This window comes from Mesorhizobium sp. WSM4306 (assembly GCF_007003975.1).
GTDB lineage: Bacteria > Pseudomonadota > Alphaproteobacteria > Rhizobiales > Rhizobiaceae > Mesorhizobium.
Genome location: NZ_VFTC01000013.1, coordinates 76,766 through 90,252, shown reverse-complemented (window position 1 = coordinate 90,252; position 13,487 = coordinate 76,766). Strand labels below are relative to the sequence as shown.

The window sequence follows — 13,487 nt, the reverse complement described above, 5'->3', positions numbered from 1 at the left end:
CAGTCATAGACGGTCGTGGGAGGGACCTGGGGATGGACCAGCAGGAATTCGTGCAGGAAGCCGCGCAACGGCGCATCGACGAAGACATCGCCAAGCGCATCAAGGCGCATCAGGCCAACATCGAGCGGCTCGAAACCGCAAGGGAAAGCGCCGGCAATCTAGAAGCTGCCGTCGCCAACCGTCCGCTGGTCATGTTGGCGCAGGGCGATTCCTGGTTCGACTATCCACTGACCGGCAACGGCTTTCCCTTCGTCGACACCGATGTGATCGCGCAGCTGCGCCGGATCGGCCCGATGCCGCCGACGATCCTCAACCTCGCCCATCACGGCGATGCGGCGACCGACGAGATGTCGCTGCCCAAGCAGCAACGGATGATTTCAGCCTTGCGCAACAAGGCGAACTGGCTGGACGGTAAGCCCGACGCCATCCTGTTCTCGGCCGGCGGCAACGACATTGCCGGCGACCAGTTCTGCATCTTCCTCGACTTCAATGACGGCCATGCCGCCGGGCTGAACAAGAACCGTTTCACCAAGGCGCTCGGCATGGTTGAGGCCTGCTACCTCGATCTGTTCGCGCTGCGCGACCGGGTTGCGCCCGGCGTGCCCATCTTCGGCCATTGCTACGATTTTCCGATCCCGAACGGCGCGCATCCGTCCTGTGTCGGCCCGTGGCTGAAACCGTCGCTCGATTTTTGCAACTGGTCGGTGGCCAAAGGCACGGCCATCGTCCACGACACGTTGGCGGCGTTCCGCGATGTTGTGAAGCGCCTGGCCGACGTGCCCGCAAACAATTTCCATCTGGTCGACACGCAAGGCACGCTGAAGCCCGCCGACTGGGCCAACGAGCTGCATCCCGATCCAGCCGGGTTCAAGAAGATCGCCCAGAAATTCGCCGACGCACTTAAGGCCAAGCTGCAGACCTAAAGCTGCTTCTCAGCCTCGCCCAGGACTGTTGGTTTATCGGACCCCGAACAGGTCCTTGGCTTGCTCTGCCGTGTAGTAGCCAAGCCGGACATCCTCAGCGACCAGTTTCGGATCGCGCTGACGCGGATCGCCATAGCCGCCGCCGCCCGGCGTTCCGACGCGCACGCGGTCGCCGGCCTTGAGCGCGATGTCCTGCTCCTTGGACAGATGCGGCGGCACGTGTGCCTCGCCGCTGCGGAACACGGTCACCGTATTCACCGCGCCGTCCTTGCCGCCGAGCGCGCCTTGCGGGCCGAAACGGCCATGGTCCATGACGAAGGAGGCACGTGCCTCGCCGCGCAGGATTTCGACCTCATAGGCCAAACCAAAACCGCCGCGCTGCTTGCCGGCGCCGCCCGAGCCTTCGCGCAACGCATAGTGGCGATAGAGCACGGGGAAAGCCTGTTCCATGATCTCGACCGGCGGCGATTTCGAAATGCCGATGGTCGAGCAGCCATTGGTCAGCCCGTCATGGCCGGAATTGCCGCCATAGCCGCCGCCGGAGATCTGGTACATGACATAGTCGCGGCCGCGCGCCGGATCGTTGCCGCCGAGCGCGAAATTGCCGCTGGAGCCGGCCGGAGCCGCCGTCACCTTGTCTGGCAACGCCTGCACCATCGCAGCGAACACGGCTTCGGCAATGCGCTGCGAGACTTCAGCCGCACAGCCTGAAACCGGTCGGGGATATTTGGCATCGAGGAAAGTGCCTTCAGGCCGCTTGACGATCAGCGGCTCGAAAGCGCCGGCGCTGATCGGCACATCCGGGAAAATATGGCGCATGGCGAGATAGACCGACGACAATGTCGTCGCCAGCACGCTGTTCATCGGCCCCGCGCAAGGCTTTGACGAACCTGTGAAATCGAAAGTCAGCGTGTCGCCCTGCTTCTCGACGGCGAGCGCTATGGTCAGCGGCTCGTTGACGACGCCGTCCGAGTCGACAAAGGCCGTCGAGCTGTAGGTGCCGTCGGGAATGGCGGAAATGTTGGCGCGCATCTGTTCGGCGGCGCGCCGGCGCAGTTCGGCGATCGCCTCGACAACAGTTTCGTCGCCGTAACGATCCAGGATTCCGTTGAGCCGATCCTGGCCGATCAGTAGTGCCGCGGCCTGCGCCCGGATATCGCCAATGCGCTGGTCGGCAACGCGGATGTTGGAGCAAATGATGGCGTAGATTTCCGTGTCCAGCACGCCCTTCTTGAACAGTTTTACTGGCGGCAGCCGCAGCCCTTCCTGCTCGACGGCGGTCGCGGAAGCGGAAAAACCGCCCGGCACCGAGCCGCCTATATCGGGCCAGTGACCGGTGTTCGATAGCCAGCAAAATATCTGGCCGCCGCGATAGACCGGCATGGCGAAGCGCACATCCATCAGATGCGTGCCGCCGAGATAGGGGTCGTTGACAATGTAGATGTCGCCGGGTTCAGGCGCCAGGCAGCGGCCGTCGGCGATCATCTCGATCACCGTTTTGGTCGAATATTGCATGACGCCGACAAACACCGGCAGGCCCTGGCTGCCCTGTGCGATCAGTGAACCGTCGACGGCGGAATAGATGCCGTCGGAGCGGTCATTGGCCTCGGCGATGACAGGCGAGAAGGCGGCGCGCGAAAAGGTCAGGTCCATCTCGTCGCAGACTTGCTGCAAGGCCGCCTGGAGGACCGAAAGCGTTATGGCGTCGAGCTTTTGCATCTCAGGCCTCGCCGATGTCGATGATGATGTTGCCGTCGGCGTCCGACCGTGCGCGGTCGCCGGGTTCAAGCACGGTGGTGGCGTCCATCTGTTCGAGGATCGCAGGTCCCTCGATGACGGCATCGAGCGGTAGTTTTTCACGTGCGTAGACAGGCGTGTCGTGCCAGCGGCCGGTGTACCAGACTGGCCTTGTCTCGCGCAGCGCCTCGTCAAGCGTCTTGGCGCGTCCGGCCGGGTCGATCAGTCGCGACAGGTCGATCGCCGGTCGCACGCCGGTCACCGAGGTGTTGAGGTTGACCAGATTGGCGCGGATTTCCGGCAATTCGACCTTGAAGCGGGCGAAATAGGCTTTTTCGAACAGCACCTGCAGCTCGCTCCGGGTCACCGAGGACGACGGCAGCGCCACGTTGATGATGTGGGTCTGGCCGACAAACTGCATGTCGGCGGAATGGGTGACGCGGATCGTCTCCGGCTTCACCGCTTCCTTGCCGATCAGCTCTTCGCCTTCGTTTCGGTGCCGTTCCAATACCATATGGAGCTGGGTTTCATCGAGCACAGCCACCGGCTGGTTGATAGTGTTGACGAAGTCGTGGCGCAGATCGGCGACGACGCAGCCGAGCGCGTTGGTGATCCCTGGACGCGCCGGCACCAGCACCCGAGGCAGGCCGAGTTCACGCGCCAGCGCGGATGCGTGCAACGGCCCGGCGCCGCCGAAGGCAAACAGCGCGAAATCGCGCGGATCGTGGCCACGCGACACCGAAACCATGCGGATGGCGCCGGCCATTTTCATGTTGCCGAGCCGCAGGATCGCGCCCGCCGCCTCGACGCCGGAGAGGCCGGTGGCCTTGCCGATTTTGTCTTCGAAGATTCCGGTGACGCGTTCGACGGTGACCGGATTTTCCACCGCCAGCAGTTTCTTCGGCGCCAGCCGCCCGAGCACCAGATTGGCGTCGGTGATGGTCGGCTCGGCGCCGCCGCGGCCATAGCAGATCGGGCCGGGATTGGCGCCGGCACTTTCCGGGCCGATCTGGATCAGCCCGGCCGCATCGACGCGGGCGATCGAGCCGCCACCGGCGCCGACCGTGTGCACTGCCACCATCGGCACATGGATCGGCATCGCATATTCGATCTCGATCTCGTTCGAGACAGCCGGTTCGGCATTGCGGATCAGCGCCACGTCGGTCGAGGTGCCGCCCATGTCGTAGGTGACCAGGTTCTCGAAGCCGGCGCGCTTGCCCGTATAGGCGGCGGCGATGACGCCGGACGCGGGACCGGACATCACGGTCTTGGCCGATTCGCGGGTGACGAAACGGGCCGAGATCATGCCGCCATTGCCGTTCATGATCAGGAAGTCGCGGGCATAGCCTTTGGTAGCCAGTTCCTTGCGCAACCGTTCGACATAGCGCTCGAGGATCGGCTGCACCGAGGCGTTGACGGCGGCTGTCACCCCTCGTTCGAATTCGCGCGCTTCCGACAGCAGCGCATGGCCCGTGGTGATGTAGTTGTTCGGCCAGAGCTCGGCGGCAATTTCGGCCGCACGCCGCTCATGTGTGGGGTTGGCATAGGAGTGCAGGAAATGAATGACCAGCGATTCGCAGCCGGCCGCGATCAGCGCCTTCACGGCGTCGCGCATCTCGGTCTCGTCGAGCGGCGTGCGTACCGCGCCCGAGGCTTCGACACGCTCCGACACTTCCAGCCTGAGATCGCGCGGGATGATCGGAACGAACGTGCCGGTCATGCCGTAGGGCTGTGGCCGGGTGCGGCGGCCAAGCTCGATCACGTCGCGAAAACCGCGCGTGGTGATCATGCCGGTTTTCGCCAGCCGGCGCTCCAGCACTGCATTGGTGGTGGTGGTCGTGCCGTGCACGATGAGGTCGATGCCGTCTATGGCAAAGCCGGTGGCGCCAAGCGCTGAAACAACGCCGAAAGCCTGGTTGTCAACCGTGGTCGGCGTCTTGGCGATATGCACCTTTCCGCCGTCTTTTCCGTCGATCAAAATGAGGTCGGTAAAAGTTCCGCCGACATCGATGCCGGCAACGACGTTACCCAGGGAATCCGGCTGTGGCACCGAAAAATTCTCTTTCATTGTCGAAACCCGAAATGGCAGGACTACGAATATGCCGCAGTTTGGAAAGCTGTTTTAGCCTGCTACCTTGACACAAATATCGTTTGTATACTAATAAATTTCGGACACAAGAGCTTACCGCTTTGGAGTGTGTGAACGGCACGCCGGGACCTGAATGGTCCGGGTGCGCAGGAAATGGTTTGGCGCCCGCATATGTGAGTGGGCAAGACAGAGTTGGATTTGATGAACACCACATCCGCATTCAACACCGCTGGCGCCCGTCCGCTGCAGTTCCCGATTCCGGCCAATGTCTATGCCGAAACCGTCGTCTCGGTGAAGCACTATACCGACCGCCTGTTCTCGTTCCGCATCACCCGTCCGCAGTCGCTGCGCTTCCGCTCCGGCGAGTTCGTCATGATCGGCCTGCCCAATGCCGAGAAGCCGGTGTACCGCGCTTATTCGGTGGCGAGCCCGGCCTGGGACGAAGAGCTGGAATTCTTCTCGATCAAGGTGCCGGACGGTCCGCTGACTTCCGAACTGCAGAAGATTCAGGTCGGCGATGCCGTCATCATGCGCCAGAAGTCGACCGGCACGCTGGTCGTCGACGCGCTGACCCCGGCAAAGCGGCTGTTCATGATCTCGACCGGCACCGGCATAGCGCCCTTCGCCAGCCTGCTGCGCGACCCCGACACCTACGAAAAGTTCGACCAACTCATCCTGACTCACACCTGCCGCGACAATGCCGAACTGGTCTATGGCCAGGAGTTGGTGGCCGCGCTCGAGAACGACCCGCTGATCGGCGAACTGACCGGCGGCCGCGTCACCCTCTACAATTCGACGACCCGCGAAGAATCGGCGCGCATGGGCCGCATCACCGCGCTGATCGGCTCCGGCAAGTTCTACAGCGATCTCGGCATCGAGAAGCTCAATCCGGAGACCGACCGCATCATGATCTGCGGCTCCATGCATATGCTGAAGGACGTCAAGGAGCTGGCCGAAAGCCTCGGCTTCCATGAGGGCTCGCTCAGCCATCCCTCCACTTTCGTCGTCGAGCGCGCCTTCGTCGGCTGAGAACTGCCGGCGCTTCGGCGCCTGCGCTCTCGGATTTGCGTTTTGACCATGTGGTCAAAATTCAGCTGCTTTCGTCGCCTTTTTCCGCTATGACCGCTTGAAGGACTCGTGAAGCATCGATTCACGGGCTATCTTCGGCGTGTGTCGCCCAAAACCGCCTTGCGGTCCGGAAGGAACGACACACACCACGGCGTAAAATCGTCGAGCGAAAGGGCAGGAGATGAGCAGCACAATCCGCGAAGCCGATCTCGGCGCGTCCAAGGTCACGCCGTTGCCCGCGCGGGCGGCAGCCAACACCCCTGTCCCACAGTCGCACGGCATTGCCCGCAACACCGGCATGCGGCTTGATCTCGGCTTTATGGAATCGGTGCGCAGCGTCAACCGCTCGGCGCTGGAGCGCCGCGTCGCCAGCCTGACTAAGCGCCGCTCGATCAAGGCCGACAACCAGGCCGCATGGCTGCTGCGCGCCGTCGCCTGCATGGACCTGACGACGCTGAATTCCAACGACACCGAAGAGCGCGTGCGCCGGTTGTGCGCCAAGGCGATCAACCCGTTCCGCCGCGACATCGTCGAGGGGCTCGGCATAGAAAGCGAGAAGATCCGGCCGGCGGCGGTCTGCGTCTATCATCCGTTCGTCGCCACTGCGGTGGACGCTGTGCGCGGCACCGGCATCCATGTCGCCGCTGTCTCCACCGCCTTCCCGCACGGCCTCGCGCCGCTGTCGACGCGCCTGCAGGAGATCGAGGCATCGGTACGCGATGGCGCCGACGAGATCGACGTCGTCATCCCGCGCGGCCTGGTCTTCGGCGCCAAATGGCAGGAGCTCTACAACGAGATCGTCTCGATGCGCGAAGCCTGCGGCGATGCGCATCTCAAGGTCATCCTCGGGACCGGCGATCTCGCCACGCTGCGCAATGTCATGCTGGCCTCGATGGTGGCGATGATGGCTGGCGCCGACTTCATCAAGACCTCGACCGGCAAGGAAAGCGTCAACGCCACGCTGCCCGTTGGGCTGGCCATGGTGCGCGCCATCAGGGCCTATTTCGAGGAGACCGGCTTTCTCATCGGCTTCAAGCCTGCCGGCGGCATTTCCACCGCCAAGGCTTCGCTCGACTGGCTGGTGCTGATGAAGGAAGAGCTCGGCCGGCCCTGGCTGGAACCCGACCTGTTCCGCTTCGGCGCCTCGAGCCTGCTCACAGACATCGAGCGCCAGCTCGAACACCATCTGACCGGGCACTATTCGGCCAATCATCGCCACGCGATGGCGTGAGGTTCGGAGCAGGGTTCAATCGCGAAGGAATGCCTTCCGAGACAATTATCTGGAGAGTGTCATGAACATCCTCGAACGCTATCACGCCATGGAATACGGCCCGGCGCCGGAGGCCCGCAACGAGGCCGATGCGTGGCTCGCGGCGCGCGATTTTTCCAAGGCGCTGTTCATCGACGGCGGCTGGAAGGCTGCAGCCGGCGGCAAGACCTTCGAGACCAGCGAACCGTCCTCCGGCAAACTACTGGCCAAGGTGTCGGATGCCGGCGCTGCCGATATTGACGCTGCCGTTGCCGCTGCCACCAAGGCGCTGCCGAAATGGTCGGTGTCCTCCGGCTACCAGCGCGCCAAAGTGCTCTACGCCATCGGCCGCGCGATGCAGCGACATCAGCGGCTGTTCGCGGTGCTGGAGACAATCGACAACGGCAAGCCGATCCGCGAAAGCCGCGATATCGACGTGCCGCTGGCCATCCGCCATTTCATCCACCACGCCGGCTGGGCGCAGGCGCTGGACAAGGATTTTCCCGGCCATAAGGGCGTCGGCGTCGTCGGCCAGATCATTCCGTGGAATTTTCCGCTCTTGATGCTGGCCTGGAAGATCGCGCCGGCGCTTGCCGCCGGCTGTACGGTGGTGCTGAAGCCGGCCGAGTTCACGCCGCTCACCGCCATCCTGTTCGCCGAGATCTGCGAGCGCGCCGGCGTGCCGAAAGGCGTCGTCAACATCGTCCAGGGCGGACCGGAAGCGGGTGTGGCGATCGTCAACCATCCCGGTATCCAGAAGATCGCCTTCACCGGCTCGTCCGAGGTCGGCAAGATCATCAGGAAAGCCACGGCGGGATCAGGGAAAAAGATATCGCTGGAGCTCGGCGGCAAGTCGGCTTTCATCGTCCTCGAGGACGCCGACCTCGACAGCGCTGTTGAAGGCCTGGTCGACGGCATCTGGTTCAATCAGGGCCAGGTCTGCTGCGCCGGCTCGCGGCTTCTGGTGCAGGAAGGCATTGCGGAAGCCTTGATCGCCAAGGTCAAGGTCAGGATGAGCCGGCTGCGCGTCGGCAGCCCGCTCGACAAGAACACCGATATCGGCCCGCTGGTCGATTTGACACAGCTCGACCGCGTCAAGGGCCTGGTCGCCGAGGGCGCAAAACAGGGTGCCGTCTGCTGGCAGCCGGATGCAGCACTGCCGTCTTCCGGCTATTTCCATCTGCCGACACTCGCTACAGGTGTTTCGCCGGCTAACATATTGGCGCAGGAAGAGGTGTTCGGCCCGGTTCTAGCCACCATGACCTTCCGCAACACCGAGGAAGCGATCGAGCTTGCCAACAACACGCGCTATGGGCTGGCCGCCTCGGTGTGGAGCGAGAACATCAACCTCGCGCTGCATGTCGCGCCGCAGCTGAAGGCCGGCGTCGTCTGGGTCAACGGCACCAACATGTTCGACGCCGCCTGCGGCTTCGGCGGCTACCGCGAAAGCGGCTTTGGCCGCGAAGGCGGGCGCGAGGGCATGTTCGAATATCTCGCGGCAAAACTGCCGCTTGGCCCTGTCATCAAGCCCGCGACGTCTTCGGCACAGCCGGTTGAGCAGGCGGATGGCGGAGCCATCGATCGTACCGCAAAGCTGTTCATCGGCGGCAAGCAGGTCCGGCCCGATGGCAATTACTCACTGGCCGTCGCCACCGCCAAGGGCAAGCTTGCCGGCGAAGTCGGTCTCGGCAGCCGCAAGGATATCCGTGATGCCGTCGCGGCCGCCCGCGCCTGCAAGGCCTGGCCGGAGGCGACCGCCTACAACCGTTCCCAGGTGCTCTATTATCTCGCCGAAAATCTGTCCGGCCGCGCTGGCGAATTCGCCGCGCGCCTCACCGAACTCACCGGCGCCAACGCCAAGGCCGCCCGGGAAGAAGTCGAACAGTCGATCGAGCGCCTGTTCCTCTATGCCGGTCTGGCCGACAAGTTCGAGGGCAGGGTGCATCAGCCGCCGGCGCGCGCGGTCACGCTTGCCTTGCATGAGCCGGTCGGCGTCGTCGGCATCGTCGCACCAGACAGCGTGCCGCTGCTCGGATTTATCTCGCTGGTGGCGCCGGCCCTTGCCATGGGCAACACCGTGGTCGCCGTGCCGTCGGAAAAATACCCGCTGCTCGCCACCGATCTCTACCAGGTGATCGAATATTCCGATTTTCCGGCCGGCGCCATCAACATCGTCACCGGCCGCACGGCGGAATTGACCGGCGTGCTGGCCAAGCATGACGATGTCGACGGGCTCTGGCTGTTCGCGGATGCCGACACCTGCGCCAAGGCGGAGGCCGACTCCATCGGCAATCTCAAGCGCGTCTGGACCGGCAACGGCCGCAGCCTCGACTGGGCGTCCGATGAGGCCGCCGGCGACGCCTTGCTGCGCCGGGCCATCGAGGTCAAGAACGTGTGGGTGCCTTACGGCGACTAATTTCGCTGATGCGTGTCGTGTCTGAACGAACCCCGGCGATGCGGCTGGTTGCCCGGTTGTCACACATGTTGTTGCATAGATGCGGGCGCGAAGGTGATCGCGCTCGGGCTTGACGCCCGGATCTGTGTTCTTTAACGAGAAAAAACATTTTATCCGTGATCTGACTGAGGCGCAGGCTGCATAATGCCGCTCCGCTGGCACATGACGTCTCGGTCAGCCGCCGATAAATCCGGCTGAACCCTTAGAAGCGGCCCGACAGGGGCGAGGAGAAATGCATGGCGGATCTGACAGGCAAGGTTGTTGTCGTCACGGCGGCGGCGCAAGGCATCGGCAGAGCGAGTGCGCTGGCCTTCGCCAAGGCAGGCGCCGTCGTTCACGCCACCGACATCAATGAGACGCTGCTGGCCGAGCTCGCCAAAACCTCTGATATCAAGACACGCAAGCTCGATGTTCTCAACGACGAGGCGGTGTCAGCGGGCTTCGCCGAAATCGGCCGCGTCGACGTGCTGTTCAACTGCGCCGGCTTCGTCCATTCCGGCTCGATCCTCGAGATGAAGGATGCCGATCTCGATTTCGCCTTCAACCTCAATGTCCGCGCCATGATCCGCACCATTCGGGCTGTGCTGCCCGGCATGCTGGAGCGCGGCGACGGTTCGATCATCAACATGTCTTCGGTTGCCGGCGCCGGCAAGGGCGTGCCCAATCGCTTCGCCTATGGCGTCACCAAAGCGGCTGTCATCGGCCTCACCAAGGCGGTCGCCGCCGACTATGTCTCCAAGGGCATTCGCTGCAACGCCATCTGCCCCGGCACGGTCGAAAGCCCGTCGCTGCAGGACCGCATGCATGCGCAGGGCGATTATGACGCGGCGCGGGCCGCCTTCATCGCCCGCCAGCCGATGGGCCGCCTCGGCACGCCCGAGGAAATCGCCGACCTCGCCGTCTATCTCGCCGGCGCCACCTACACGTCGGGGCAGGCCTACAATATCGACGGCGGCTGGTCGATCTGAGCAATATTCCCGATCCGGAGGTCCGTGGGTCGACCAGTCCTAAAGTCCGGCTTGCCCAAGGTCGGATCCGATAGCCAGAGTCCGCCCAGTCCCTCGTCGCTTTGGCAGAATGAGTTTGAAAGCGGCCTTGGGCCGCAATTTTGGAGAGCAAGATGAAACTGCTGCGCTATGGCGAGATAGGGAATGAACGCCCCGGTCTGCTCGATGCGGATGGAACGATCCGCGATCTTTCAGGTCATGTCTCCGACATTGCCGGCAAGGCGCTCGATCCGGCATCGCTCGAGACATTGTCGAAGCTCGATCCGAAGTCGCTGCCGGCGGTGTCCGGCAAGCCGCGGCTCGGCGCCTGCGTTGCCGGCACCGGCAAATTCATCTGCATCGGGCTGAATTATTCCGACCATGCCGCCGAAACCGGCGCCACCGTGCCGCCTGAGCCGATCATCTTCATGAAGGCCAGCTCGGCCATTGTCGGCCCGGACGACGACGTGCTGATCCCGCGCGGCTCGGAAAAGACCGACTGGGAGGTCGAGCTCGCCGTGATCATCGGCAAAACGGCGAAATATGTCAGCGAGGCCGACGCCCTGGACTATGTCGCTGGCTATGCCGTCGCGCATGACGTGTCCGAGCGCGCCTTCCAGGCCGAGCGCCAGGGCCAGTGGACCAAGGGCAAGAGCTGCGACACGTTCGGCCCGACCGGCCCGTGGCTGGTCACCAAGGACGAGGTGGCCGATCCGCAGAACCTGAAAATGTGGCTGACGGTCAACGGCAAGACCATGCAGAACGGCTCGACCAAGACCATGGTCTACGGCGTCGCCTATCTCGTCTCCTATCTCAGCCAGTTCATGTCGCTGCACCCCGGCGACATCATCTCCACCGGCACGCCGCCAGGCGTCGGCCTCGGCATGAAGCCGCCGGTGTTCCTGAAGGCGGGCGACGTGGTGGAGCTCGGCATCGAAGGGCTCGGCCAGCAGAAGCAGACCTTCAAGGCCGACGCGTAACAGCGTCATCTCTCAGGTGCTATCGGCCGGGCAGTCATCGCTAATGACAGCCCGGCCGTATTTGCTTGAACAACGGCTATTGGCTGTCAGCGCCAGCCGAGAGCCGGCGCGACGTGCTTCAGGATCGCCTCGATGACATGGGCGTTGTACTCCACACCGAGCTGGTTGGGGACGGTCAGAAGCAGCGTGTCGGCCTCGGCGATCGCCTCGTCCTCTCTCAGTTGCTCGACCAGCACGTCCGGCTCGGCCGCATAGGTGCGACCAAAGACAGCGCGCTTCTCCGGTTCGATATAGCCGAAATGGTCCTCTGAGTCGTTGCCGCCGAAATAGGCGCGGTCGCGGTCATCGACCAGAGCGAAGATGCTGCGGCTGACCGACACGCGCGGCTCGCGCGCATGCCCGGCTTCCTTCCACGCCGCGCGGAAGGCGCGGATCTGTTCGGCCTGCTGGATGTGGAGCGGCTGTCCGCTCTCGTCAAACTTCAGCGTCGAGCTTTGCAGGTTCATGCCGAGCTTGCCTGCCCATTCGGCGGTGGCGTTGGTGGCGGCGCCCCACCAGATCCTGTCGCGCAGGCCGGCCGAGAACGGTTCCAGGCGCAGCATTCCGGGCGGATTGGGAAACATCGGCCGCGGATTGGGCTGCGCGAAGCCTTCGCCGCGCAGGACGTTGAGGAAAACTTCGGCATGGTTGCGCGCCATGTCGGCATCGCTCTGACCTTCCTGCGGCACGTAGCCGAAGTAGCGCCAGCCGTCGATCACCTGCTCCGGCGAGCCGCGGCTGATGCCGAGCTGCAGCCGGCCGCCGGCGATCAGGTCGGCAGCACCCGCATCCTCGGCCATATACAACGGATTTTCATAACGCATGTCGATGACGGCGGTGCCGATCTCGATGCGGCTGGTGCGGGCGCCGACCGCGGCCAGAAGCGGATAGGGCGACGCGAGCTGGCGGGCAAAATGATGCACGCGGAAATAGGCGCCGTCAGCGCCAAGCTCCTCGGCCGCCACCGCCAGGTCGATCGACTGCAAAAGCGCATCGGCGGCCGAGCGCGTCTGCGATTGCGACGAGGGCGACCAATGGCCGAAGGAAAGAAAGCCGATCTTCTTCATGCGTGCATCCTGTTCATTGCAGGTTCCTACTTCGTCGCCCGTCCGATTGGGTTCAATCGTATCTGACGCAACTCAGTGTCAATGGCGCCGACCCTTGACGGTTTCGCGACGATACCCATCAAAGCACCAGGATTGTCTATTTGTCAGAGCCAGCGGATATCGAACCGGCATCTGCCGCGTCGCTTTTGGTCCAAATGAACCAAGGAAAGGCGATGTGCCGCAAACTCCATTCGCTTGACGGGCTGGTTTTGAAATCTTCTCGCTCATTTAATTCTACAAAATCGGTAGCCTTAATGCACATACCATCGTGTAAGGAGCCGCAAAAATGTCGAGAAAGCTGGTGGTGGGGTTGTCTGGCAACCTGACCCGTCCGTCCAAGACCAAGGCTTTCGTCAGCCACATCGCCGGTGAAGTGGCGAGCCGTGCAGGTGCTGCTTTAAGCGTTTTCGACATCGAGGATCTCGGCCCGTCCTTTCCGCTCGCCAAGAAACTTGACGATCTCGATCCTACGGCCCGCGCCATTGTCGACCAGCTGCTGGGCGCCGATGTGCTGGTGGTCGGCTCGCCGACCTTCAAAGGCAGCTATACCGGGCTGTTCAAGCATTTCTTCGACCTGCTCGACCCGTCATCGCTGCGCGGCAAGCCGGTCATCCTCGCGGCGACCGGCGGCGGCGAGCGGCATTCGCTGGTCGTCGAACATCAGTTGCGGCCGCTGTTCGGCTTCTTCGAAGCGCAGACCTTGCCGACCGCGATCTACGCCTCGGACAAGGATTTCGCCAATGGCGTGCTGGTATCCGAAGCCGTCCGGGCGCGAGCACGGCAGGCGGTGGCCGAGGCATGCCGCGTGGCCGGCGTGCCCTACAGCGTCGTTCGTGCCGCCTGAAGATCAGCAAC

The 13,487-nt window shown here is 63.5% G+C and carries 10 protein-coding genes; 7 read left to right on the top strand and 3 right to left on the bottom strand.

Translation table 11 applies throughout. The annotated features are described in order from the left end of the window. The first annotated feature begins 32 nt into the window (after positions 1–32). The gene (locus tag FJV77_RS16950) at positions 33–923 is read left to right on the top strand and encodes an SGNH/GDSL hydrolase family protein (protein ID WP_142867925.1); all 891 of its coding nucleotides are present in this window, start codon (positions 33–35) and stop codon (positions 921–923) included. 33 nt (positions 924–956) lie between these two features. Here the strand turns inward: FJV77_RS16950 and FJV77_RS16945 are convergent, their stop codons facing one another. After that, positions 957–2,642 carry a hydantoinase B/oxoprolinase family protein gene (locus FJV77_RS16945; protein ID WP_142867924.1) on the bottom strand — a complete coding sequence of 562 codons (1,686 nt, stop codon included), beginning with the start codon at positions 2,640–2,642 and terminating at the stop codon, positions 957–959. 1 nt (position 2,643) lies between these two features. Continuing rightward, a complete protein-coding gene (locus tag FJV77_RS16940; RefSeq protein ID WP_142867923.1) occupies positions 2,644–4,728 on the bottom strand; it encodes a hydantoinase/oxoprolinase family protein in 2,085 nt (694 codons plus the stop codon). A 222-nt stretch (positions 4,729–4,950) separates the two neighbouring features. Between FJV77_RS16940 and FJV77_RS16935 the strand changes: the two genes are divergently transcribed. The 5 genes from FJV77_RS16935 to FJV77_RS16915 all read left to right on the top strand — a co-directional run bounded on the left by FJV77_RS16935 (position 4,951) and on the right by FJV77_RS16915 (position 11,487). Further along, positions 4,951–5,778: a ferredoxin--NADP reductase gene (locus FJV77_RS16935; protein WP_142867922.1), complete on the top strand. Its 828-nt coding sequence runs from the start codon at positions 4,951–4,953 to the stop codon at positions 5,776–5,778. A gap of 220 nt (positions 5,779–5,998) precedes the next feature. Further along, the gene (deoC, locus tag FJV77_RS16930) at positions 5,999–7,048 is read left to right on the top strand and encodes a deoxyribose-phosphate aldolase (RefSeq protein ID WP_142867921.1); all 1,050 of its coding nucleotides are present in this window, start codon (positions 5,999–6,001) and stop codon (positions 7,046–7,048) included. 61 nt (positions 7,049–7,109) lie between these two features. After that, complete coding sequence (locus tag FJV77_RS16925; RefSeq protein ID WP_142867920.1) at positions 7,110–9,482, top strand: aldehyde dehydrogenase family protein; 2,373 nt, start codon at positions 7,110–7,112, stop codon at positions 9,480–9,482. A 275-nt stretch (positions 9,483–9,757) separates the two neighbouring features. Next, complete coding sequence (locus FJV77_RS16920) at positions 9,758–10,489, top strand: SDR family oxidoreductase (protein WP_142867919.1); 732 nt, start codon at positions 9,758–9,760, stop codon at positions 10,487–10,489. Positions 10,490–10,641: 152 nt separating this feature from the next. After that, positions 10,642–11,487: a fumarylacetoacetate hydrolase family protein gene (locus FJV77_RS16915; protein WP_142867918.1), complete on the top strand. Its 846-nt coding sequence runs from the start codon at positions 10,642–10,644 to the stop codon at positions 11,485–11,487. 86 nt (positions 11,488–11,573) lie between these two features. Here FJV77_RS16915 and FJV77_RS16910 read toward each other — a convergent pair whose 3' ends face one another. Continuing rightward, entirely contained in the window at positions 11,574–12,593 is a 1,020-nt protein-coding gene (locus tag FJV77_RS16910) for an LLM class flavin-dependent oxidoreductase (RefSeq protein ID WP_142867917.1), read from the bottom strand. 325 nt (positions 12,594–12,918) lie between these two features. On the opposite strand from FJV77_RS16910, the gene msuE reads away from it, so the two are divergent. Next, complete coding sequence (gene msuE / locus FJV77_RS16905) at positions 12,919–13,476, top strand: FMN reductase (protein ID WP_142867916.1); 558 nt, start codon at positions 12,919–12,921, stop codon at positions 13,474–13,476. Positions 13,477–13,487: the final 11 nt, after the last annotated feature.

Coding starts and splice junctions, on each gene's coding strand:
- FJV77_RS16950 (WP_142867925.1), top strand. CDS start 33: ATGGACCAGCAGGAATTCGTGCAGGAAGCCGCGCAACGGCGCATCGAC.
- FJV77_RS16945 (WP_142867924.1), bottom strand. CDS start 2,642: ATGCAAAAGCTCGACGCCATAACGCTTTCGGTCCTCCAGGCGGCCTTG.
- FJV77_RS16940 (WP_142867923.1), bottom strand. CDS start 4,728: ATGAAAGAGAATTTTTCGGTGCCACAGCCGGATTCCCTGGGTAACGTC.
- FJV77_RS16935 (WP_142867922.1), top strand. CDS start 4,951: ATGAACACCACATCCGCATTCAACACCGCTGGCGCCCGTCCGCTGCAG.
- deoC (WP_142867921.1), top strand. CDS start 5,999: ATGAGCAGCACAATCCGCGAAGCCGATCTCGGCGCGTCCAAGGTCACG.
- FJV77_RS16925 (WP_142867920.1), top strand. CDS start 7,110: ATGAACATCCTCGAACGCTATCACGCCATGGAATACGGCCCGGCGCCG.
- FJV77_RS16920 (WP_142867919.1), top strand. CDS start 9,758: ATGGCGGATCTGACAGGCAAGGTTGTTGTCGTCACGGCGGCGGCGCAA.
- FJV77_RS16915 (WP_142867918.1), top strand. CDS start 10,642: ATGAAACTGCTGCGCTATGGCGAGATAGGGAATGAACGCCCCGGTCTG.
- FJV77_RS16910 (WP_142867917.1), bottom strand. CDS start 12,593: ATGAAGAAGATCGGCTTTCTTTCCTTCGGCCATTGGTCGCCCTCGTCG.
- msuE (WP_142867916.1), top strand. CDS start 12,919: ATGTCGAGAAAGCTGGTGGTGGGGTTGTCTGGCAACCTGACCCGTCCG.